The sequence below is a fragment of the uncultured Bacteroides sp. genome (assembly GCF_905207245.1).
In the GTDB taxonomy this organism is placed as follows: domain Bacteria; phylum Bacteroidota; class Bacteroidia; order Bacteroidales; family Bacteroidaceae; genus Bacteroides.
Map to the genome: position 1 here is coordinate 191,141 of NZ_CAJLKP010000001.1, position 23,627 is coordinate 214,767.

Annotated in this window: 12 protein-coding genes and 1 pseudogene; 1 reads left to right on the top strand and 12 read right to left on the bottom strand. The window is 41.7% G+C overall.

Annotation, left to right across the window (positions count from 1 at the left end; translation table 11 throughout):
• Window positions 1–15: 15 nt before the first annotated feature.
• The 11 genes and pseudogenes from ilvD to QZ135_RS00805 all read right to left on the bottom strand — a co-directional run bounded on the left by ilvD (window position 16) and on the right by QZ135_RS00805 (window position 21,119).
• Window positions 16–1,815 (bottom strand): dihydroxy-acid dehydratase, encoded by a 1,800-nt coding sequence (ilvD, locus tag QZ135_RS00755; protein WP_294604931.1) that lies wholly within the window; start codon window positions 1,813–1,815, stop codon window positions 16–18.
• A 397-nt stretch (window positions 1,816–2,212) separates the two neighbouring features.
• Window positions 2,213–3,757 (bottom strand): Gfo/Idh/MocA family oxidoreductase, encoded by a 1,545-nt coding sequence (locus tag QZ135_RS00760; RefSeq protein ID WP_294604933.1) that lies wholly within the window; start codon window positions 3,755–3,757, stop codon window positions 2,213–2,215.
• A gap of 54 nt (window positions 3,758–3,811) precedes the next feature.
• The gene (locus tag QZ135_RS00765) at window positions 3,812–5,926 is read right to left on the bottom strand and encodes a glycoside hydrolase family 2 TIM barrel-domain containing protein (protein ID WP_294604934.1); all 2,115 of its coding nucleotides are present in this window, start codon (window positions 5,924–5,926) and stop codon (window positions 3,812–3,814) included.
• Window positions 5,916–7,040 carry a glycoside hydrolase family 88 protein gene (locus QZ135_RS00770; RefSeq protein WP_294604936.1) on the bottom strand — a complete coding sequence of 375 codons (1,125 nt, stop codon included), beginning with the start codon at window positions 7,038–7,040 and terminating at the stop codon, window positions 5,916–5,918. The genes QZ135_RS00765 and QZ135_RS00770 overlap by 11 nt, the downstream gene beginning before the upstream one ends.
• A gap of 76 nt (window positions 7,041–7,116) precedes the next feature.
• Entirely contained in the window at window positions 7,117–8,556 is a 1,440-nt protein-coding gene (locus QZ135_RS00775; protein ID WP_294604938.1) for an alpha-L-fucosidase, read from the bottom strand.
• 94 nt (window positions 8,557–8,650) lie between these two features.
• Complete coding sequence (locus tag QZ135_RS00780; protein ID WP_294604940.1) at window positions 8,651–12,679, bottom strand: hybrid sensor histidine kinase/response regulator transcription factor; 4,029 nt, start codon at window positions 12,677–12,679, stop codon at window positions 8,651–8,653.
• Between the two features lie 199 nt (window positions 12,680–12,878).
• Window positions 12,879–13,117 (bottom strand): annotated as a pseudogene (locus tag QZ135_RS00785) (alpha-L-fucosidase); the annotation flags it as partial.
• 232 nt (window positions 13,118–13,349) lie between these two features.
• Window positions 13,350–14,576 carry a DUF2264 domain-containing protein gene (locus QZ135_RS00790; protein WP_294604942.1) on the bottom strand — a complete coding sequence of 409 codons (1,227 nt, stop codon included), beginning with the start codon at window positions 14,574–14,576 and terminating at the stop codon, window positions 13,350–13,352.
• An 88-nt stretch (window positions 14,577–14,664) separates the two neighbouring features.
• Complete coding sequence (locus tag QZ135_RS00795; protein WP_294604944.1) at window positions 14,665–15,828, bottom strand: Ig-like domain-containing protein; 1,164 nt, start codon at window positions 15,826–15,828, stop codon at window positions 14,665–14,667.
• Between the two features lie 23 nt (window positions 15,829–15,851).
• On the bottom strand, window positions 15,852–17,840 hold the full coding sequence (locus QZ135_RS00800; protein WP_294604946.1) for a RagB/SusD family nutrient uptake outer membrane protein: 1,989 nt from the start codon (window positions 17,838–17,840) through the stop codon (window positions 15,852–15,854).
• 21 nt (window positions 17,841–17,861) lie between these two features.
• Window positions 17,862–21,119, bottom strand: a complete 3,258-nt coding sequence (locus tag QZ135_RS00805) for a TonB-dependent receptor (protein WP_294604948.1) — start codon at window positions 21,117–21,119, stop codon at window positions 17,862–17,864.
• 511 nt (window positions 21,120–21,630) lie between these two features.
• On the opposite strand from QZ135_RS00805, the gene QZ135_RS00810 reads away from it, so the two are divergent.
• Window positions 21,631–22,209 (top strand): FKBP-type peptidyl-prolyl cis-trans isomerase, encoded by a 579-nt coding sequence (locus QZ135_RS00810; protein WP_294604949.1) that lies wholly within the window; start codon window positions 21,631–21,633, stop codon window positions 22,207–22,209.
• Between the two features lie 94 nt (window positions 22,210–22,303).
• Here QZ135_RS00810 and QZ135_RS00815 read toward each other — a convergent pair whose 3' ends face one another.
• Window positions 22,304–23,590, bottom strand: coding sequence for an L-serine ammonia-lyase, iron-sulfur-dependent, subunit alpha (locus QZ135_RS00815; RefSeq protein ID WP_294604951.1), 1,287 nt, complete (start codon window positions 23,588–23,590; stop codon window positions 22,304–22,306).
• Window positions 23,591–23,627: the final 37 nt, after the last annotated feature.

Genomic DNA, 23,627 nt, shown 5'->3' on the forward strand with positions numbered 1-23,627 from the left:
ACTCTCAATTCTCCACTAAATAAGTCTCACAGCTCCTTTATCTGCCGAACTCACCATACTTGCGTATGCCTTCAAGCTCTTTGAGACTTCGCGTTGACGGGTGACGGGTGTCATCGGACGGGCAGCCAGTTCTTCATCCGTCAGTTTGACGTTGATGGAACGTTCGGGGATATTGATTTCAATGACATCACCATCCTGTATTTTACCGATATTACCTCCGGCAGCCGCTTCGGGAGAAACGTGTCCGATGCTCAGACCTGACGTACCGCCACTGAAACGACCGTCCGTAATCAGCGCACACTCCTTGCCCAGATGGCGCGATTTGATGTATGAAGTCGGATAAAGCATTTCCTGCATACCCGGACCTCCCTTCGGACCTTCGTGGGTGATGACAACAACATCGCCACTGACGACTTTTCCACCGAGAATACCGTCACAAGCAGCTTCCTGCGAGTCGAACACCTTGGCAGGACCGGTAAACTTCCAGATGCTTTCATCTACACCTGCCGTCTTCACCACACAACCATCCTGAGCAATGTTACCTTTCAGAACAGCCAGTCCGCCGTCCGTGCTATAAGCATGTTCCAAGTCGCGGATACAACCTTCGGCACGGTCCGTGTCCAGTTCCTTATAATAAACCTCTTGTGAACCCAGCACCAGATTGAATTTTCCGGCAGCAGCACTCTTATACTTCTTAATGGCTTCCTCGCAAACATTCGGACTGGTAACACTGTATTTATCAATAGCTTCTGCCAGCGTCATACCATCTACACGTTTTACGTCCGTATTGACTAAGCCGCCTTTGGCAAGCTCGCTCATAATAGCGATGATGCCTCCGGCACGATTTACGTCTTGAATATGATACTTCTGAGTATTTGGAGCAACCTTACACAAACAAGGAGTCTTGCGGGACAACATATCGATGTCGTCCATTTTGAAATCAGCTTCCGCCTCGTGTGCCACAGCCAGCAGGTGTAGCACGGTGTTGGTTGAACCACCCATCGCAATATCCAGCGTCATGGCATTCAGGAAAGCCTGACGGGTAGCGATGCTGCGGGGAAGTACACTTTCATCCCCTTCATTATAATATTTATAAGCGTTTTCCACAATCAGTTTGGCGGCATCCTTGAAGAGTTGTGTACGGTTGGCATGAGTTGCCACAATGGTTCCATTGCCCGGTAATGCCAAACCGATAGCTTCGTTCAGACAATTCATAGAATTAGCGGTAAACATACCTGAACAGCAGCCGCAAGAGGGACAGGCATGTTGCTCAATTTGGGCTACGTCAGCATCGCTTACGCTTTCATCCGCCGATTTAATCATAGCGTCAATCAGGTCAAGATGCTGACCATTCCATTCTCCGGCTTCCATCGGTCCGCCGGAAACGAATACCGTAGGGATATTGAGGCGCATAGCAGCCATCAGCATACCCGGAGTAATCTTGTCGCAGTTACTGATGCAAACCATTGCATCCGCCTTGTGCGCATTCACCATATATTCTACGCTGTCGGCAATGATATCTCGTGAAGGAAGCGAATAGAGCATACCGTCGTGTCCCATCGCAATACCGTCATCAATGGCAATCGTATTAAATTCGGCAGCAAAGCATCCCAGCTTCTCAATCTCAGCTTTCACCTGTTGCCCTATTTTGTGCAAATGCACATGTCCGGGGACGAACTGCGTAAATGAGTTGACTATCGCGATAATAGGCTTTCCTAATTGTTCTTTCTTCATGCCGTTTGCCATCCACAACGCACGTGCGCCTGCCATACGGCGGCCTTGCGTGCTGGACGAACTGCGTAACTGGTGCTTCATTTTCAAATCTCCTTTTAATTAAAAAGCCTCCCTCACTTATGGTGAGAAAGGCTCCTAAATTGATATCTTAACGTACGAGTACATACAATAACCTTTCTCACGCTCTTGATTCCAAGACCACGACGCGAATAATATGCAGGACTGCCAGGTTAATAGATGTATGTAGGTTCATAACTTTATTTACTTTACTGTTCTTGTTAATTGTGCTGCAAAGGTAAGGGCTTTTTTATAATCTCCAAACAATTTGAAGAAAAAAATGAGATAAATATGATTAATCGTAAGTAAACATCGCTTTTAAATCTTATTTTATCACTTTCATATATATAAAAAATAAGTGGTTAGTATTATTGGCAAACGCCTTCCTACTAACCACTCATCCCCAAAGACCAGCTATTATTTAATTTTCAGCTTCCTCCCATTCTTTAGCTCCCCGTTGCTTCAATTCGGCTGTGAAAGCTTCTGCTTTTTCTTCAGCCGCCTTTTCCGCTTCAGGGCTTGCATAAGCATGTTTATAGCCTTTTACGACATTCCATTCACCACGGGTAAAATCAGGGAATGCCACAGCAGCACAATTATTGTCCATAGAAAGTGTTCCTAATTCAGCAAGACAACACCATTCCGCCAAGTCATATACATCCATATCCAACGGCAAACCATTTTGCAGACAGTACACCAAACGGCAATCCATAATGAAGTCCATACCTCCATGACCTCCCACTTCTTTTGCCAGTTCACCGTATTTTTTCAATATCGGATGCTGGTATTTCTCTACAAGTGCATCCATTTCGGCTTTAGGTAGAAATCCGTGTGAATTCAAGTCGTCTATCTTAGGCTGAACTCCCGAAGCTGATAATTGCTCTGCATCAAGAGCATATCCTCTGACCGGATATTTATTAGCAAAACCTTTCGTACCTGTAAGCTGATAGAGGCGATTGTAAGGTTGCGGCGTCATTACATTATGTTGTATCTCAATTACCTTACCGTTTTCTGTGCGAATCATAGTCGTAGTGTGGTCGCCATTACGGAAGTTATTGCATACGGAGTCTGCTCTTTCTTCTACCAATGCCTTACCGATAACAGATTTGGTATCCATAGCCACCAATGTTTTCATGCGGTCCCCACGATGAATATCGAGCACCTGCGCCACGGGACCAAGACCATGAGTAGCGTATACATCACCACGATGACGCATGTTATAATCCAAACGCCACCCCAATTTATCATTTTCGCCTGCCTTCCAGTAGTGATCCCAGAAGGGAGCGAGATTATGAATATAAGCGCCTTGTGCACGGATTATCTCACCAAACACACCATTCTGTGCCATATTCAGTGTATTCATCTCATACCAGTCATAGCAGCAATTCTCCAATATGAAACAATGCTTACGAGTAGTCTCGCTCAGATTAATCAAATCCCAACATTCCTGCAAATTCATAGCTGAAGGTACTTCTATAGCTACATGCTTGCCGTTCTCCAAAGCGCATTTAGCAACAGAAAAGTGATGCAGCCAGTCCGCAGCAATATAAACCAAGTCTATATCATCGCGTTTACAAAGTTCTTCATACCCTTTCTCCCCTGAATAGATAGCCGCTTTCGGCATAGATGCCTTTTTAAGATATTTCTGACACTTCTCAGCACGCGATTGTTCATAGTCGCACAATGCCACAACCTGCGTACCCGGTATATACGTAAAACGCTCTACTGCACCGGGACCACGCATGCCCAAACCTACAAAGCCAACACGTACACTTTCCATTTTCGGGGTAGTCAGCCCCAAGACACTCTTTTGTCCGGCCGGACGTTCGGGAGTCTTCACTACAATAGTTCCATTTTCCCAGTGCCATTCCGTACCGTACTCGTTGGTCTGGGAAGTCTGAGTTTGTGCTGAACATGCACACATCACAACGCAAAGCCCTAACAACAATAATTTAAAGTTCTTCATATTTCAATCCTAATTTAAAATTACAAACAAATTAATCATACATAATTAAGAACATTACCAGCTACCATGTTCTTTCTCGTATTCAAGAGAGTCTGCTGTCCGTTTGCATTCTCCATTATACATCCATTCTATTTCATCCGTATGCTCTTGTCCCTGATGAGAGACAATCGCTTTCAGCACATTCTTACCATCGTTCAAGACTACATTATCAAATATATAATGTACATCGGTATAACCTTTCCGGACACCTGTCAATTCCCGTCCATTGAGATACACCTTGGGAGCACCCATATTGGAGTACACCGTAACGGTGGTCTCTTTCTTTTCACGCTCCACATTCCGGCGTTGCGTCAAATAGACAACCGGCTCCTTGCTCCAATTCGCCTTATACCAGAAGTAGGAATCTTTCTTGATTTTGCGGTCAAAAGTCATCATTCCTTTCATATTGCGAGCATCCACACTACCTCTTTTTGACGTCGGTACTGCAAAATCGAACATGTTCCACAGGTAAGAAGCAATAATATAAGGATGCTGGGCAATAATGCTCCACTGATATTCATGCGTTTTGGTCTGGAATGTTTCCGGATAGAAAGGGCTTGTCCAATTCAGGGCGTCACCCAAAATTTCTGTCTGATGCTTGATATTGGCATCTGCACCATACTCTGTCAACATCAGGCGTTGCCAGGGATACTCCTGCTCCATCTTTTCTATCCACGGCTTAATATCTTGTACTTTCCTTTCATACCAACCGAAGTAACGGTTCATACCTTGTATATCTGCATTCTGATTGACAGGATGGTTGGCATGACCGTAACCATTGACAGACACTGTATAACGATCCGGGTCTTCCAACTTGCAAAGATCGTGAATAGATTGTGTAAGAGCTGCAGTATAACCATGCGGATGATACACTTCATTATGAATTCCCCATACATAGATAGAAGGATGGTTGAAACTCTGGCGAATCAGTTCACGCATCTGTTGGTGAGCGTTATCCCACTCTTGTCCGGTAACACGGTTCACGAAAGGAATCTCAGCCCAAATAACCAGCCCCAGCGTATCGCAACGCGAATAAATGTAATCCGATTGCTGATAATGTGCAAAACGCACAGTAGTGGCACCAATATCCATAATCTGTGCCAAGTCGAAATCATGTTCCTTGTTAGTCAAGGCACTACCCAGCCCCCACCAATCCTGATGGCGGGTTACACCATACATGGGATATCGCTTTCCATTCAAGAAGAAACCTTTACCAGCGACAACTTCATAGTTACGAAGCCCTAACGGTTGAACTATTTCATCTATCACCCGCCCATTCTGCATGAGACGTGATACAACCTTATGCAGATAAGGGTCTTCACGCCCTTGCCATAAATGAGGATTATTCAGCCTAAAATGGGAAATATAGTTTTGTACACCTTGCGGAGTAAGTTCAAAAGACTGACTATGCTTCTTCACCAATTTGCCATTCATATCATATACGGTATTCTCCAGTTCCAATAAAGCAGGGGCCATGGTTGCATTATCCACTTTCACCTTTACAGTAACCTCAGCCGATTTCTTTGAAACATTTTTCTGAGTAATATACACACCGGAAGAAGCGCAATCGTTCACAACGATGTTGCAAGGCTCCGTCACAATCAACCACACAGGACGGTAAATTCCCCCATATACCCCAAACAGAATATGGTTAGTCGGAATGACATCGGGACGTGAAGCATTATCTGCTTTTACTACAATTTCGTTTTCTTCACCGAACTTCACTTGCGATCCAATCTCGCATACAAAAGCTGAATAAGCTCCCTTATGCGTGCCTGCCAAGTAACCATTAATATACACTTCGGCACACGAGCCAACACCCTCAAAACGCAGAAAGATGCGTTTACCTTCCATATTATCGGGGAAAGTACACTTTTTCCGATAATAGGCTACACCTTCATAGAAAGCAGATACCTTCTTCTGCATATCATCTGCATTCCAAGTATGAGGAATAGTTACTTCCTGCCAATCCGTATTCCATTTTTGTACTGCCTGCATGGCATCTTTTGAAAACGGACCTTTCTTAAACTCCCAACCGTCATTGAATGATACCACTTCACGGGCCTCCATCTTACCGGATATGCCTGACATCAACAAAACGATTAGTAAAAACAATACATTATTTTTCATGGTTAGATAATTGATTATAAATTTGACATCCTGACAGCAGAAATGCTCCGACTCCATAAACCTCAGTCATATCTCGTGTCACTTTACGCGGGTCGGCGCCGATAGGCTGCACATAGCCCAGTTTACCTGTCGGTTCCACCGCATCCACCAACGCCTGCCACCCTTTCTCTATCACCGGCATGAAAGTTTTTTTATCAAGTAATCCCTCGTTCACACCATAAGCAAGCGCATAAACGATAAAACCGGTTGCACTAGTTTCAGGTGATGGGTAGGACGCAGGGTCAAGCAAACTGGCATGCCAATATCCATCCGGACTTTGCAAACCGGCTACACGAGTAGCCAAAGTCACAAACAAATCCTGATAAAAGGCACGTGAGGGTTCAGTCCGGGGAAGCACCTGCAATATTTCAGCCAGTCCTCCCAATACCCAACCATTGCCTCGTCCCCAAAACACTTTCTTACCATTAGCCTCCCGCTTGGCAAAATAACGCCGGTCGCGGTAGAACAGATGTTCTTCCTTATCATACAGGTAATCGTAAGTGGCTTTGTACTCTTTGTTCAAGAAGTCCAAATACTTTTTGTCTTTAGTTAGTGCATAAAGTTTGGCATATACAGGGGGAGCCATAAATAATGCATCACACCAAGACCAGCGATCCAAGGTTTCCAATTTACCATAATCCAGTTCCAAAGTCGTTTCCGCCGGATTTTCTACTATCCAGTTAGCTCTCGCCATGACGGGTGCAATCATCTTCTTATTGCCATATTTATTGTAAAGGTCGATAAAAGGCTGTCCTACGGCAATAAAATCAGCATGATACATCCACTTTCCTACTTGAAAATGATTACGTCGTCCTATACGGAGCAACCATTGGTAATATGAATCGTCACCATCTTCTTTCTCTGCCAGTTCCGCCCAATCCAGCATTCCCATATATAAGGCAGCATGCGTCCAATCCAAATCGTCATGCTCCGCGCCTTTATTAGGATTGGCTATCTGCCAATCCGCCACTCGCTTCATGATGGATTTTATGGCAACCTTGTCAAAGTTTTGCTGTCCAACGACCTGCATAACGGTTATCAGAAAGAAAAATATAAGAAGAAAAGGCTTCTTCATAACATTATATATAATTAAAGGTTAGAATATTCAGATTTTTAAAATGAGTATTGACGGAACCGCAAACTAACAGAAATCAGGTCAGTGCATCACGATATTTATCTGCTGCACTTGCATCTTCTTCTATCTGTAGTTTGATGACAAAAGGACCGACAGGTGCCTTTGCCGGCATGTTCACATTATATTCATTACGTGCAGTTTCTTTCACACCGACATCTTTTCCATCCAGCAAAACGGCTTTTGCCACTTTTGTACCTTTCGGCGTCTTTACTACTAAAAGTTTGGAATAAGGGGGATTGAAAACAACCATATACACATCTTTTCCTTTACGGGTGTAATATCCCCAGGATTGTTTGTCCCAGCCGGCATAATCACAGCCATAGATACACTCACCATATTCCTGCATCCACTTGCCAATGGCATCAGCCAATTCCTTCTCTTCATGACGGAAATCACCATTAGCTTGCGGGCCGAAGTTCACGACCATATTTCCTCCCATAGAAACAGCATGTACTATGCGTTCCAGTACTTCCAACGGAGTTTTTACATAACTTATAGACCAATCTTTGTGATATCCCCATTGGTTTTCGGGAACCGTCATACATGCTTCCCAGTCCCAACGAGTCACTTTCACGTCTTTCACCGGATCGGGCAAGCGGCGTTCATAGCCTGATTCATAATCGCCCATCAAATGACCATTGCTGTCGAAATGGCGTTTACCATAATCGTCAGCACGCAAGCGACTGTTGATTGTCACACCCGGCAACATATCTTTCAACATTTGTTCTACATGGGCTGTCCACCAACCATTCTTCTTAATACTGGCATCCCATGTACCGTCAAACCAAAAATCCTTTACGGTAGGATAACGGGTAGCAAGTTCCTTCAACTGGTTGTCCGTAAACTCCAAAAAACGATTAAAAGCGGCTTCATCTTCTTTCGACTTAATGTCATACCGGTAATCCGGATGGCTCCAGTCCATCACCGAAAAATAAAAATGAACGTCAATGCCTTCATCATTATAGGCTTTTACCAATTCACCCAAAACATCTTTTTTATAAGGTGTTTGCGCCACTGTATATTGGCTATACTTACTTGGCCACAGACAGAAACCTTCGTGGTGTTTCGTAGTAATTTTCACATACTTCACTCCCATTCTCTTAGCCATCTTCGCCCAAGCCTTGGCATTAAACTTTTCAGGATTCCACTGTTCCATCAATTTCAGCCACTCGTCTGCCGGCACTTTCGCCCATGATTTCAGCCATTCGGCAGCTCCATTGTATATCTTACCATTCCACTCCCCTCCCGGGATGGCATAAAGTCCCCAGTGTATAAATGCGCCCAACCTATTATCACGAAATTTCTGCATAGCAGCATCATGGCGTTTCCCTAAACGATCGGCACCATATTTTAAAGAGATTTCCTGATCGGCAGGCAATACTCGTTGTTGCTTTTGAGCAAATGCCCCAACAGTCAACAATGAAATCAAAACAGTTAATAGCAAAACGTTTTTCATGTTAGTAAATTTAAAAGTTTTTGCAAAGGAAGCCAATTCCTCCCTCAACGCTTTGCTCAATTTGCCATTTGTTTTATCCAAATCATCCCCGGAACTACTTTTTATGCTTTGCAGCAAAGGATGTAGGCGTTTCACCAAACACTTTTTTAAATGAGTTGGTAAAGTATGCCTGGCTCTCTATTCCTATCTCCATCATCACTTCTCTCATCGTCATATTTTCTTCGATAATCAGTTTAGCTGCCTTTCGCAAACGACAGTTCAATACAAATTCCACAACCGATTTTCCAGTCAAGCTTTTAACCTTCGTATAAAGTTTACTCCTACTCATTGATAGTTCCTCAGCTATCAAATTCACATCCATCTGCGACTGATCCATATTAGCTTCAATAAAAGCAATAAACTGCTTAAGGAATTTACTATCTTGTTCATTAGAAGACAACTCGTTACTGTCTGCATAATAATTCTTAGCATAATGTTCCTTCAACTGCTGCTGGTTTCTGAATATATTCTGAATGGACAATTTCAAATATGTCAAATCAACGGGTTTCTCAAAATAAAGATCTGCACCCGAATCAACCCCCTCAATCTTACTTTCAAGGCTAGTCTTGGCAGTCAGTAAAATAACAGGGATATGTGAAGTATTCATATCATTTTTTATATCATTGCATAAAGAAACTCCATCTTTATTAGGCATCATGATATCGCTTATAATCAAATCAAAATCCATCTCTTCTATCAGTTTCAATGCCGCAACACCATCACATGCCTGCATCACCTGAAATTCTTCCGACAAAGATTCAGCAATCAATACCCTTAAGTCTTCGTTATCTTCAACAACCAATATTTTCTTTTTATTCGAAAGCGAGAGCCCGTCCTCTATATCTTTTATATCAGCAGGTAGAATTTCCTCAACTTTCGATTGTACCATCGTTTCCTGAACAATTTCTTTCTGCTTCATGAAATCCGCATCATCAAAGATATTGCTATCAAGAGGCAGACAAACAATCATGTCTGTTCCCATTTCTCTTTCGGAAAAAATGGAAATATTGCCTTTTTGCAGCAAAACCAAACTCTTTACAAGTGCCAGCCCGATTCCCGTGCCCAGATGCGAATCTGCATTAACTGTATTCACTTTATAAAACCGTTCAAAAACACTACTGATAGATTCCTGAGAGATTCCCACCCCTGTATCGCTGACAATTATGGAAAAAACATTATTCATACTCTCTCCTACTGTATAGCTGTTCTTATAGCGGGATACAAAGTCCTTTCCACGTTTTATTTCCAAAAGGATTTTACCTTTGTCCCGTGTATATTTAAAAGCATTATTCAGCAGATTCATAATAATCTTCTCAATAATATTTTTATCAACATAAATATCAGCAGGCAGAGTCTCGTCACACTTTATCTGAAAATCAATATCCCGCTGTCTCGCATAATCGATAAAATCACTGGCTATTTCTTTCACAAAATGATTGATATTCAGTGGCTGTAATTCCAGACGCATCATACCATTCTCTACAGTCCTGAAATCCATCAACTCGTTTACCAAATTCAGCAAACGCTGAACATTACCATTTAATATCCGATAATAATACTCCTTCAAACCTTCACGCCTCAACTTGTCCAAAGCCGCGAGGATAAGAGATAACGGAGTCCGGAAGTCGTGTGATATATTAGTAAAGAAACGCAGTTGCGCCTGATGTATTTGCTCCTTCTTATCTTTTTCTATATTCTCCTGATAAAGCAACATCTTCAGTTTTTTCTTTTCAGCATAGTGGCGATAAATCAGATAAGCAATCCCCAATACTGTCAGCACATAAAGAAAATAGGCAGGCAAGCTGAACCACGGAGCAGTTTTTCTTATAATTCTAATTACTGTAGGTTTATCACTCCAGACACCGTCATTATTGGCAGCATAGACTTCAAAATAATAAGTTCCTGCCGGCACCTTCGAGTACATCACCATCCGTTGCTGCGCATTAGCAGTAATCCAGGAATCATTATACCCTTTCAACCGAAACTTAAAGCGATTTTTCTCAGGAATATGATAATTGTCAGAGGAAAACTGAAAACCAAAGTTCACTTGATCATAATCGAGTATAACAGTATTAAGCGAGTCATTCAACACATAGTTAGGGTGAACCGACTCATGATCAATGAAAAAATCGGAAATGATTGCTTTAGGTTTATAGTTGTTCTGTGAAATCTTTTTCGGGTCAATAATTGTAAAGCCATTTGTACCTCCAAAATACAATAACCCGTCCTGCCCCTTCATGGATGCCAACGGATAATAGACCTGTCCCTGCGTATTCTCCCTCTTATCAAAATTCATCAGATAATTACGAGCTATATCATAGCAAAACAACCCTTCGTCAGTCCCCATCCAGACGTTCCCGTCATCATAACAAATACTATAAATAGAATAGATATTTTGCTGTAACCCTTCTTTCAGAGAAGTAAAACTGGAAGTATTAGTATCAAACTTTATAAGTCCATTACCTATAGTGCCTATCCAGATATTACCTGAATCATCCAAACAAAAAGTAAACAGCCCTAGATATGTAGAATCATTGGGAACTATCTTCTCCACAGCACGTGTATGCGTATCCATGCGGTAGAGTGCTTCATTACTAATGGCCCATAACGTATTTTCTCCCTGCCGCAAAATATCAAACAAGTAAGCATAATTGCGAGTACTGTCCAAACTAAAATGAGTAAACGACTTGCTACGATAAGAAAAATAAGATACTTCAGGCATCGGATACTGATAAGCCACCCACATACCGGAATCTCCTTCGAGGATAGTTTTCCGCACATCGTCCACCAGTAAAGAAGTGGAATCGCTCTTGGAATGCTTGTAATTAACAACTTTATGCCGCGCAGAATTATAAAGGTCCACACCTTCTCTAAACGTAGAAATCCATAAATTATCATCGGCATCTAGTATCAACGATTTTACATTATGGAAGGTAACATCATTTTTATGAGTAAAAGAGCTGAACTTTCCGGTAGCTTTATTCATCCGGTTAATCCCTCCACCCTCCGTGCCTATCCAAAGATAATCTTGATCTTCGGCAAATGAGCTCACCGGTGCATAACTCAGCCCGCTGTTTTGCGTATGATAAGTTTTGAAAGCGCCATTCTCATCTATATTGACATAACACAATGTTCCCGAATACGTGCCAATCCAGACATTAGACTGCCTGTCCTCACTTATCTCCCAAATAGAGTTATTTGGCAAACTAAAAGGGTCGGTCCCGGAATGTTTATATTGTGTCAGTTCCCTGTTTGAAGGGTCAAGTATATACAGCCCGTCTATAGTCCCTAACCAGATCATTCCTTTCTTGTCTATATAGAATGCTCGCAATGAATTGCTATTGTATTCGGGAAGAGGCTCATAGTGGTCTTCTATATTGAAAGAGGACAAATCTATCTTATAGAGACCTTCCTTATCTACAAATAGCCATAATTTTCCCATATACGCCTGAGCAAAACGAATATATCCGTTACCTGCATTTGGCAATGTCAGGCAAAGTACAAACCTATTCTCCACATAATTAAATCGATAAACTTTCCGATGGATGAACGTGTACAAATCCTTGTTATAGATACAAAAAGCGGTATTATTATAAGTGGGCATTTTTCCATCATAACCAGGCACGTTGAGTTCTCCCTTACTCGCATCCAGTATATTCCACCTACTATTATATCTGATCCAAAGATTATCCAACTTATCTACCTTAACGTGCGAAACCGAATCATAGATTTTCTCAAACCGATCAGAAATTCGCTCGTAGCAATACAGACCATTGTTCGTATTTACATACAAACGACCAGAAGAATCAGATGCCATATTGTTAAATATCCATCTTTTGGTAGGAGCTATCGAGGCAAAATAAGGATAGTATTTTTTATAATGATAGCCATCGAAACGATAAAGTTCATAGTCCATCATGATCCATATAAAACCTTCTTTATCCTGCTCTATCGCTTTTACTCCATCATAGTAAAATCCCCCTTCGGGAGACATGGTCCTGAACTTGTATTTCTCAGCGGCAGTGATGGTAGCCGATATAAGATAGAAAACAGTTAGTAACAGTAATAAGTATCTACTTTTCATAAGGACTTTATCGTGTTAAGTATTCAACTTTAGAAACAGGTACTAAGTTATGAAAAATACAATAAAACAAAAAACATTTTGAAATATTCTAAGTTAATGCAGCCATATATTTTTTCTCTGTTCTCCTGACCTACACGCATTTGTAATTTGATAACAAAGGGTTCTCCGAAGGTTTTATCCGGCATATTTACATTGTATTCATTTCTTTCAGCATTTTCTCTATTGAGCACTCCACCATCCGTTCTCTTTGAAACTCGCATCCCATGTGCCGTCAAACCAAAAATCTTTCACGGTGGGATAACGTATCGCAAGCTCCTTTACCTGATTTTCCGCAAACTCCAGAAAACGACTGAATGCCGCACTGTCTTCCCGGCTCTTTATCGAATATCTGTAATCAGGATGGCTCCAATCCAATATTGAATAATATAGATGTACATCTTTGCATCGCTACATCTTGGCGTTTGCCTAAGCGTTCAGCACCCATATTTCAAAGGAATTTCTAAATCTGCAGGCAATACTTTTGCCACATTTTGGGCAGATACGCTAGTACCTAGTGACATCAACAAGATAAGACTCTTTAAAATGATATGTCTCATATTTTATATATATAATGATTACTACCTATTGCAATTCTGACATGGCGTTCCTGATAACTTAAGCAAGATTCATCTTATAAAGCATGGTCAGCCTTTACCATCTCTCCACTCCAAGCTTTCAAAGAAGTCCATGGAGTGAAACCTTCGCTCCAGAACGGATCTGTATCCGGTAAGCCCAATGCTACAAAGCCCAATGTACAGAGATAGATACTCCCTGTATTTATGTAAGACTCAGACATTTCAATCTGATTACCGGCAAAACCGATATGCAACCAACCCTGTTCATCATAGGTATAGGGTGCAGAGAACTGTCGTTTAATAACTGCCGTCAACGCGCAGCGTACTTGGGCAGGTTTACTTGATGACGGTAACTTATGAAGCAGTGCTGCATGTCCCAAAGCATGAAATGCACCCGTTCTGTAAACAATAGAACGACCAACGACAGGATAAGCACCTTCCGGTGAAATCAGTCTTTCCTGTTGCTCGGCATAACGTGAAAGACGTTTGATTTGAACAGGTAGAAAATCAGCACCTGGTATGTCATGCTTTTCCATGACACATAATATTTCCGTCAACATAGGATGAATAACAAAACTGTTATAATAATCGGCATGATAATGAGGACCATCACCATAAGTTGCATCTCCTATATACCATTTATCACGAAACATTTCCACTCCATATAGTAGCCTCTTTTGGTCACACTCTCCCGTTAGTTCCAACAATGAAGCTTCAATAATCGAGGCAAATAGTAACCAGTTACTCTGGAATGGCTTGATAGAGCGAGTACGTTTCAGTTCGGTTAACAGATTCTCTTGGGTCTGACTATCTAATTTTCCCCATATTTGAGTAGGTGCCCGCAATATTCCGAGTGACAAAAAAGCGGCATCTACCAGAGGCTGGTAGGGAGTTTTAAAGTCCAAGTAATCCGGCGAAGAAGGATTGACAGCATTGGCAAGCCCTTTTGCGATTAAATTAATATATTTCTCTCTTAATCTTCCTTCCTCAGTATCATCAATTCCGAGCTCAAGCCACGGAGCAATTCCACAGATAGTTCTACCAACTGCTTCTAAATGGGAAAATTTCCGGGCTCGTTTATCATCCAAAGATTCCTGAGGCATATTTGTCCGTAAAGTTCCGTTTGCGAGATTAGTCAACACAGGATCGGAAATTCTTATGAGAGTGTTAACCCACAACTTACGTTCCTCCGGTCCGGTTGCCTGATGAATCTCGCCCGCATAAGATTTTACAGATACCACTAACGCCAATAAACAAAGTATCAAGCTGGTTTTCTGTGTCATAGTATTATTTCTAAAAACATTTTTTGATTTAAGAAGGGAAATCCTGTTATTAGATTTCCCTTCAACACTATTTATATCAACAACAGAATTATCTGTTATAAATAAATACTTGCAAGTCTCCTACGGAAACATTACCGGCTTCAGAATAATTCCAATCAGTCTTCCCATCTCTCAAATGACCTTTAACGAAGGTTATTCTGATATATTGGGCTTCAATAGGCTCAACTGGGAATAATTGGTAGTCATCCACCTTCAGGGGCGTGGTAACAAACTCGCCTAAATCAGTCCATGCATCACCTTCTGTTTTTTTGGCTTCCAATTTGAAAGTATGGCATTGCAGATGAGAATAATTTAAACTACGATGCCTGTAGCCTAATTGACCGAACTTGATAACCTCTCCCAGATTAATATCTAGATAACAAACCGGGTCATAAACAGGGCGAACTGTAATATCGGGACACCAGAATGTCGAATTCTTATCATCAAATAAATTCTTTATATCACCTTCCTTGGTAGCCAGATTAGAAGAGTAACTCCAGTTATCCGAGAATGGGAAACCTACATACAACGGAGCTTCAGCAGCAACCTTCACTCTGCAAGTGGCAGACTGTTTACCTCTATCATTAGCCGTTATCACAATGTTAGTAGTCTGTCCGACCTCACCAACAACAGTAATCAGACCATTCCGGTCAACCGTTGCCACAGTTTCATCTTCTGTAGTATAAGTAACGCTCTTGTCGGTTGCATTGGCAGGATTGACAGTCACATATTGAGATAAATCAAAAGTCTTACCGCTTTCCACTTCTGCAGTTTGTCCACCGGACTGAATAGTAATACTTGAAACAAGTACTATATTGCTGACTACTCTGACCGGATATCTGACAAATGTACCCGATCCATCGTCAACTCTCACGATAATAGTATCCGTACCCAGCGGAGACGGAATAGCACCTTCAGCAGGTGTTGTCAACTTAGGAGTTATCAAGCCGTCTGCACTCAAATCAATAGCACCGGTAGGTTCACCGGCAAAATGATAGCTTATAGCATTCTCTCTTGCACTTTCAGGCATAATGAATGGTTTCAATTGCAGAGGCTGGCCTTCCGTCACAATGACACCGAAAATATCACTTTCAAGATTCGTTGCATTTTCAACCGTAATGTTTACCGCCTTGCCAAAGTCATCGTCATCGCAACTGGCGAACAGTGCTCCGAACGAAAGAATTCCTGCTAAGAAATATATATTTTTTTTCATAATCTTACTCTTATATTTATCGGTTATCTATTAATATCTTTCCAACCCGGATTCTGTATCAACAGCGGATTCATAAGCATTTCATTCAAAGGTATCGGATAATAGTAACGTTTATCATCCCAAGGTAACTCACCTTTGATTACGGTAGTAGATGTAGGATAAGGGATAATGAAACCGTCATCATCTACAATTACTTTATTACCCACTTCTCCGATAGGAACTGTTATTTTGTATGGAAAATCCTTATACTTCTCATCATTACGATTTTTACTATACAATTCTATCTTTTCAGGCGTCATCTTCATCCCTCTTACAGGAACAGTAAACAGCCGGCCGGCTTTCCATCTCATCAGGTCTTCATAACGCATACCTTCCATCATCATTTCCACACGACGTTCACGTCTTATTTCGCGGATTATCGGAGATACAGAGTAATCCAGTTTCTGTGAATAGATGGCGTCTAAACGCGGGTCTGCAGGAATATTGGATAAAGTCAGTTTAGCATTGGGGTACTTAACAAAGTCGAATCCGGCTCTTTCTCTCAACGCATTGATAGTAATATTCAGATCTTCATTGGTAATTTCACCTAATTCAGCTCTGGCTTCTGCATAAATCAGCAACAGCTCTCCGTAACGGAACATATGTGCTGTCTGCACACCTTTGGCATTAGCTTCCCATTCAGCATAATCGGGCATCCAGTGTTTAATGAAACGATAACCGGTTACTGTTGAATTATACTTCTTCATCGGGGAACCACCGCCTGTATCATAAGTAATCATCGGATAAATGACACCTGATTCTTCAAGACTATATGTATTATCGTCCGCATCAAAAATAGAGGCATATTCACCCGGTTTACAAACTGTTTGAGTCAAGCGGGGATCACGATTATCCAACTCCTCCCACATTCCGTCATACCCTTTGAACAAAGGATTTACCACGTAGTTGCCGTCTGTACCTCCTAAGTAAATAGGACGTCCGTCTTCACACAGATAATCTTCAAGCATGGCCACAGGAGCACCCATGCAGTAGCGTGTATGGTTATTGAACCCCCAATAACGAGGATTGTCATGTCCCAATTTTACACCATCATAAACACGTGACAAAATAGTCTCATTATTACCTTCCGTCTCGGGAGAGCCCTTTTGTATAAACAATTGCCAATACGAATCTTTTGCGGTGGCATGTTTGAAAAGAGAATATCTATTCTTCTCAATAATCTTCCAGGCAGCATCACGACTCAGACTTAATAAGTCGTTGGCCGTAGATTGCAGATTCAATTCGGTGTGATATTTCCGGAAAGTTCCTTCGAACAGACAGAAACGCGCTTTCAGAAACAACGCCATATCTTGATTGATGTATCCGCAGGAATTATCATTATCCTCCAGATTTTCTATGGCAAAATCAAAACATTTCAGAATATTTTGAACCAGTTCCACACGTGGCATACGTGAACCGTAAAGTTCAGGTGAAGCCGTATCCAGTTCTTTGTCCAACCAAGGCACTTCGCCCAGAGCCACCAGCTTGATGTAATAATCCCATGCCTTGAAAAAATAAGCCTGGGCAGCATATTTCTTCAATGTTTCAGGATCACCCACTTCTGCATAATGGTTCAGGAAATAGTTTACTTTACGAAGTTTCTCCCACTGCCAAGGCGCGTCGAAGTTCTTGGAAGCTGAGTTTGGAGTATCATACGTACCACCTAATTTGCCATCGATGCCACCTGCATAGACCGTATTATCACTGAATGCATCACCAAAAATAATCTGGCTACCGGCTTTTACGGCCAGAAATCCTTTGTCATGTGAAGTATTATTAGTTCCGCTAACGCCATGTCCATACACGTAATATCTGTAAATTCCATCTAAATATAATTGTAAATCGGCTTCTTTCGTAAAGAAAGTACCGTCGGCCATATCATCTATCGGATCTCGTTGCATGAAGTCATCGTTACAAGACGACAAAGATGCCACCAAGGTCATGAGCAAAGCTATAATCGAATATTTTTTCATAATCTCTATTGATTTAAAACATTAAAAACCTACTTGAATACCTACGCTGAATGTCCGTTTCGGAGGATATGCATCGGACAGATAATCCGAATCATAATACTTAGGTACATCCGAAATGGTAAACAAGTTATAAGCAGATACATTCAGTCTTAATTTCTCCAATCCAATTTTACCAATCAACGATTTTGGGAAAGTATATCCCAAGATTACTTGTTTCAGTTTGATGTAAGAAGCATCAAGCAGATAGCCGGTTTGGGGATAGCTACCAAGACCAGAACCATACATGGGGAATTTGGCATCCGTTCTTTCGGGGGTCCACGACTGATTATAAGTCTCCCATGATCCGGCTCCGCCACCCCAGTAACTTGATACGGATGACAACCAATAGTCTCTCTTACCCACGCCTTGGAACATCAAATCCAAGTCGAAGCCTTTATATTGGAAATTAGCCGTAATGTTGTAACGATAACGTGGTGCATTATTACCAATCACCTTTCTGTCACCCGGATCGTCTATGGTACTTAAACCACTTGTGATGACACCGTCATTATCCAAATCTTTATACCAAACGTATCCCGGATAGGCTTGTCCACCCTTGAAATAGGGTCCATGATACAACGGTTTTCCGTTTGCTCCTACACCGTCAAAGTCACCTTCTTGAAGAATACCTCCGGTTACGTATCCCCAGATGTCGCCTACGGTGTATCCTTTATACAAGACACCATCGCCAATCTTATTGGTTGGGTTGGAGGGATAGCTTAGTACTTTAGCCTTATCATCTGAAAGTGCAACACCTACGCTATAACCAAATCCGTTAGCCAGTTTATCCGACCATTTAGCCTGGAGTTCAAATCCTGTTGTTTTCAGAACGCCTGCATTTTCAAAAGGCAAATCATCATCACCAATCAATGCCGGATAATCCTTTCCACCCGGTATTAAAATGTCAGTCACTTTTCTTTCGAAAACATCAGCACTGAACGTTAAACGATTCTTCAGGAAAGTGAAGTCGAAACCAAGGTTCTTAGTCGTCGATTTTTCCCAAGTCAAGTTAGGATTGGTCAGCGAAGGAGTGACGATACCAGTGGGATAACGTGTTCCATCGAATAGGAAATATCCCTCTGAAGTTCCAAAAACAGACTGATACGGATAATTTGAACTGGGCTGACTACCCAATCGTCCCCATGAAGCTCTAATCTTGAAATTATCTAACCAATCTCTTGACCAATCCATGAATTTTTCTTCCGAAACCCTCCATCCCAATGAAACTGTCGGGAAGAATTGGAAACGTGAATCTTTCGGGAATTTAGAGCTACCATCGTAACGGGCATCCAATTCAATCAGATATTTGCTCATGTAGTTGTACATGATACGGCCGAATACGGCGCGTGAAGCAATTTCATAATGAGAATTGCCCGAGGTGTTTGCTGTAATATCTTCTACCAGAGTAGGATTCAGGATATACGGATCGAGCATTTTTGTCAGTGTAATGGAAGAACCGGCATAAGTTTCTTGCTCCTGATTGATACCCAGCAGCAAGGACACATTATGTTTTTCCTTGAAAGTCTGGTTATAGTCGGCATATACGTTGATAGAATATCTATCCGTATTGGTACGTTGGACATAACCCGTATTTTCCGTTGCCCAACGATTTTCGAGAGCAGTCCATGAATTATTGACACGTGACTGCTTCGGATGAGTCTTTTCTCTCTGATAAGTGGTAGGAGCAAAAGAAAGGTCAGCCTTTACTTTCAATATTTTAGGTATGATTGTAAATTCCGGACTGATAGAAAGAATCGTCTTTCGTCTGGAAGTGACATTGCGGCCGCCTGCGTAAAGATAGCTGACGGGATTTTCCGTCACATGGTTTGGCAGAGGATCATCCGGACCTGTCAATACCGGCTGATAAATATAGTTTTCCGGATAATAAGATTTAGCATAATTCCAGAGGTTCATTCCATCTGTCTGTTGTGTTGGCGCATCATAATCGAACACGTTATACGAAGCCTTGGCTGCCACTGTGAACCAGTTGGTCACTTTGGCATTCACACTAAGCATAGCATTGTATCTTTTCAGCTCATCGGTTCTGATTTCATACATACCCTTCTGGTCTTGCATACCCAAAGATATATAGTAACTGATTCTGTCACCACCACCGCTGATAGAGAGGTTGTGTTTCTGCGTCGGAGTCCAGTCTTTTACCAACTCTTTATAGGGATTCGTATTACCTACCCATTGAATGGCATCACCTTCCATGAAATAAGGTTTATTATTCACAGGATCTTTCATGTAGGCCAACATATGCTCCATCATATCCTTGTCGTGCTGTGAATACTCGGCAATGGCACCTGTCCAAAGATTCTTGTCCGCTCCTGCCTTATAGATATAGTATGAGTCCAGAATATCAGGCAATGCATAAGGTTGATCGAAAGCCAGATTATAAGAATAATCTATTTTTGCTTTCTGCTTAAAAGTCCCTCCTTTAGTGGTAACCAATATTACACCGAAGGTAGCTCTTGTACCATAGATAGCAGCAGCAGAAGCATCCTTCAAAAACGACATATTGTCAATATCGTTCGGATTCAATTGATTCAAGTCTTCAGAAGTAATTTCAACACCGTCCAATAAAATCAGTGGAGAGCCTGAAACTACATCAAACTTGTTCTTGTCATCATTGGATGTACCCCTCTGACGGAATGTCGTTGCACCACGGATATTCAATGAAGGCACTTTATTGGGGTCACCGCCAGCGATACTAACGTTCAATCCTGGCACCATACCTTGCAGAGCTTGTCCAATATTGGAAACAGGTCTGTTTTCCAATGCTTCAGCTCCAACAGAAGCTACGGAAGCTGTCAGATTTCCTTTCTTTTGGGACTGAAAACCGATGACCACCACTTCATCTATCATTTTGGAGTCTTCGGCTAAAGTAACATTAATAGTCTTCTGATTACCGACAGTCACCTCTTTAGTAGTATATCCTACGAAAGAGAATGTCAGTACACTCTTGCTTCCGGGCACAGACACACTATAATTACCGTCAATGTCTGTGATAGCACCGGTACCAGCCCCTTTCACCATTACCGTCACTCCAATCATGGGTTCGCCACTGGCGTCTTTTACAACACCCGTAATCTGCAGATTCTGGTCAATACCCATCGCAACATCCGAAGCAGCGTGTACCGCTTGAGAAATTCCTGCAAACAAAAAGAATAAGCATAAGAACAGCATCAAGCATTGATGCCCATTCCAATCTCTAATTAGCAATTTTACATCTTTCATAATGTTTAAATTAAAATTAACGCCGCAAATCTATGCCTATTAAAATATCCAGTTTTACTATTTTAGTTTTTTCTTTTACTCAAATTCAAGCAAAGAGTATAAGTCCTTGTAAATCAACAAACAATTGAGACAATAATTTACTTACAACATATAATTTTGCTCATGCAGATGAAACGATTGCACCGATTTTTTTATTTATTATTCAAGTTTTGCAAGCCTAATTCAGAGATTAATTTAACCAGCGAAATGAATAAAGCACTCTGCGCATTAAGTTTTTACTGTAATATCAATTAGCCCTATCTGAACCACTACCCTGTCACACTTGTTACCTACCTTCTCCCTACCTATAGACAAGGAGGAGGTAAGGAGTAAGTAGGGAGTAGGTAGGGAGTAAGTATAGTCCGGAAGCAGAAGAAAGATTCTTATTCTTATACTTTGCGCTCCCTTTCAATTTTATTTCGTACCTTTGACGCTCCAAAAAAAGAAAAAAATACCAATTTATAAATAGAAGATGGAAACAGTAGAAAACAAGTACATTACCGTAGCTTATAAATTATACGCTATAGAAGATGGTGAAAAAGACTTCACCGAAGAAGCAACCGCTGAACACCCGTTCCAGTTCATTTCCGGTCTGGGTCTGACTTTAGATTCTTTCGAAGAACAAGTGAAAGACTTGAAAATCGGTGATAAGTTTGATTTCACTATCGCTTGTGATGATGCTTACGGCTCTTACGATGAAGAACATGTTATCGACCTTCCGAAACAAATCTTCGAAGTTGATGGCAAGTTCGATAGCGAACGTATCACAGCAGGCAACGTAGTTCCTCTGATGACTGCCGAAGGTCAACGCATCAATGGAACTGTACAGGAAGTTAAGGCAGATGTTGTTGTAATGGATATGAATCATCCGTTAGCAGGTTGCGATCTGAACTTTGTAGGTGAAATCGTAGAAAGCCGTCCGGCAACCAACGAAGAATTAGCAGAAATTGCCCGTATGATGAGCGGCGGTGGATGTAGTTGTGGTTGCGGTGATTGTGGTGACGGTTGCGGTGACCATGAGCATGGATGTGAAGGCGGATGCTGCCATTAATAAATTAAAAATTGAGAATTAAAAATTGAGAATTAGCTGCGCTATCATGCTGCATAGCTTATTTTTCAATTTTTAATTCTCAATTTTCAATTTACTAATTTTTTCCTGTCATTATCTCCAATACAAGTTTATCCGTCTCATTCATTCCTTGCGAACCAATCTTTGTCAGGTTACGAATGCTTTGATCTACATCTTCATCAATAATTCCCTCTACAGAAGTTACGCAACGGTTTTCCATAGCCATGATAGCGGAAAGAACAGCAGTAGAAACACCGGTAGTCACTTTCAACGCACAGCTGGGCTTCGCACCGTCACAAATCATACCTGTAAGGTTGGCTATCATATTCTGAACAGCATAAGCCACTTGCTCGTAAGTTCCTCCCATCAGCCAGGTGATGCCACAACTGGAACCGGTAGCAGCAACTACACAGCCGCACAAAGCGGACAATCGTCCCAAGCTTTGTTTGATATAAATGACCGTCAGATGGCTTAGCATCAGGGCACGTATCAGTTCTTCTTCTGATTTATCATTTTCTTCGGCATAAACCAATACAGGCAAAGTAGCGGATATACCCTGGTTACCACTACCGGAGTTACTCATCACCGGAATCATGGCACCTGCCATACGTGCATCACAAGCTCCTGAAGTATAAGAAAGGATATGTGAGAAAACACTATCGCCCATCACTTTGTGTTCATAAGTGCCACGCAGAATCTTACCCAGACAATGCCCATACTCTCCTTCGAACGAACGTTCGGCAGCCACCTTGTTCAAACGGGCAGTTTCAAGGATGAAACGAATTTCATCCAACGGGGCATTTAAAGCAAAATCATACACTTTACGCAGGGTCAGCTCCACTGTTTCTTCTTCCTCTTCCTTTCCTACGGTATGCTGCTTCTGCAACAAGACTTCCCCGTTACGTTCTATATATATAAAGGTGGTGTGACCTCCGGCAATCACAGCGGTTGCCCGGTTGGCTCCGGCTTCACAGCAGATTTCAATATACAGTTTCTCTTCTATATTCTCCTTCAACGAAATATGGATGCGTTTTTCTTCAATGAAGCGCTTTCCTTCTTCCACAGCATCGGGAGTACAGTCTTTCAATACTTCCAGTTGATATTCCGATTTTCCAATCAGTGCACCCAGCGCAATTGCGATAGGTAAACCAATCATTCCGGTGCCCGGAATCCCCACTCCCATAGCGTTTTTCAAAATATTAGCACTTAGCAACACATTAATGTTTTCAGGTTTCATTCCCAGTGTTTCTGTCGCTTTAGCCACGCATAACGCCACTGCAATGGGCTCTGTGCACCCAATGGCTGGCACAACCTCCTGATGTATCAGGTCGATTATCCGTTTTCTCTCTAACTCAGTTATCATTATTTCACGGTTTTTAATGGACACAAATTTAGAAAAA

Bases quoted from the DNA above. Each gene is read 5' to 3' on its own strand.
- QZ135_RS00795 (WP_294604944.1), bottom strand. From the start codon at position 15,828: ATGAAAAAAAATATATATTTCTTAGCAGGAATTCTTTCGTTCGGAGCA.
- ilvD (WP_294604931.1), bottom strand. From the start codon at position 1,815: ATGAAGCACCAGTTACGCAGTTCGTCCAGCACGCAAGGCCGCCGTATG.
- QZ135_RS00805 (WP_294604948.1), bottom strand. From the start codon at position 21,119: ATGAAAGATGTAAAATTGCTAATTAGAGATTGGAATGGGCATCAATGC.
- QZ135_RS00770 (WP_294604936.1), bottom strand. From the start codon at position 7,040: ATGAAGAAGCCTTTTCTTCTTATATTTTTCTTTCTGATAACCGTTATG.
- QZ135_RS00800 (WP_294604946.1), bottom strand. From the start codon at position 17,840: ATGAAAAAATATTCGATTATAGCTTTGCTCATGACCTTGGTGGCATCT.
- QZ135_RS00775 (WP_294604938.1), bottom strand. From the start codon at position 8,556: ATGAAAAACGTTTTGCTATTAACTGTTTTGATTTCATTGTTGACTGTT.
- QZ135_RS00790 (WP_294604942.1), bottom strand. From the start codon at position 14,576: ATGACACAGAAAACCAGCTTGATACTTTGTTTATTGGCGTTAGTGGTA.
- QZ135_RS00760 (WP_294604933.1), bottom strand. From the start codon at position 3,757: ATGAAGAACTTTAAATTATTGTTGTTAGGGCTTTGCGTTGTGATGTGT.
- QZ135_RS00815 (WP_294604951.1), bottom strand. From the start codon at position 23,590: ATGATAACTGAGTTAGAGAGAAAACGGATAATCGACCTGATACATCAG.
- QZ135_RS00765 (WP_294604934.1), bottom strand. From the start codon at position 5,926: ATGAAAAATAATGTATTGTTTTTACTAATCGTTTTGTTGATGTCAGGC.
- QZ135_RS00810 (WP_294604949.1), top strand. From the start codon at position 21,631: ATGGAAACAGTAGAAAACAAGTACATTACCGTAGCTTATAAATTATAC.
- QZ135_RS00780 (WP_294604940.1), bottom strand. From the start codon at position 12,679: ATGAAAAGTAGATACTTATTACTGTTACTAACTGTTTTCTATCTTATA.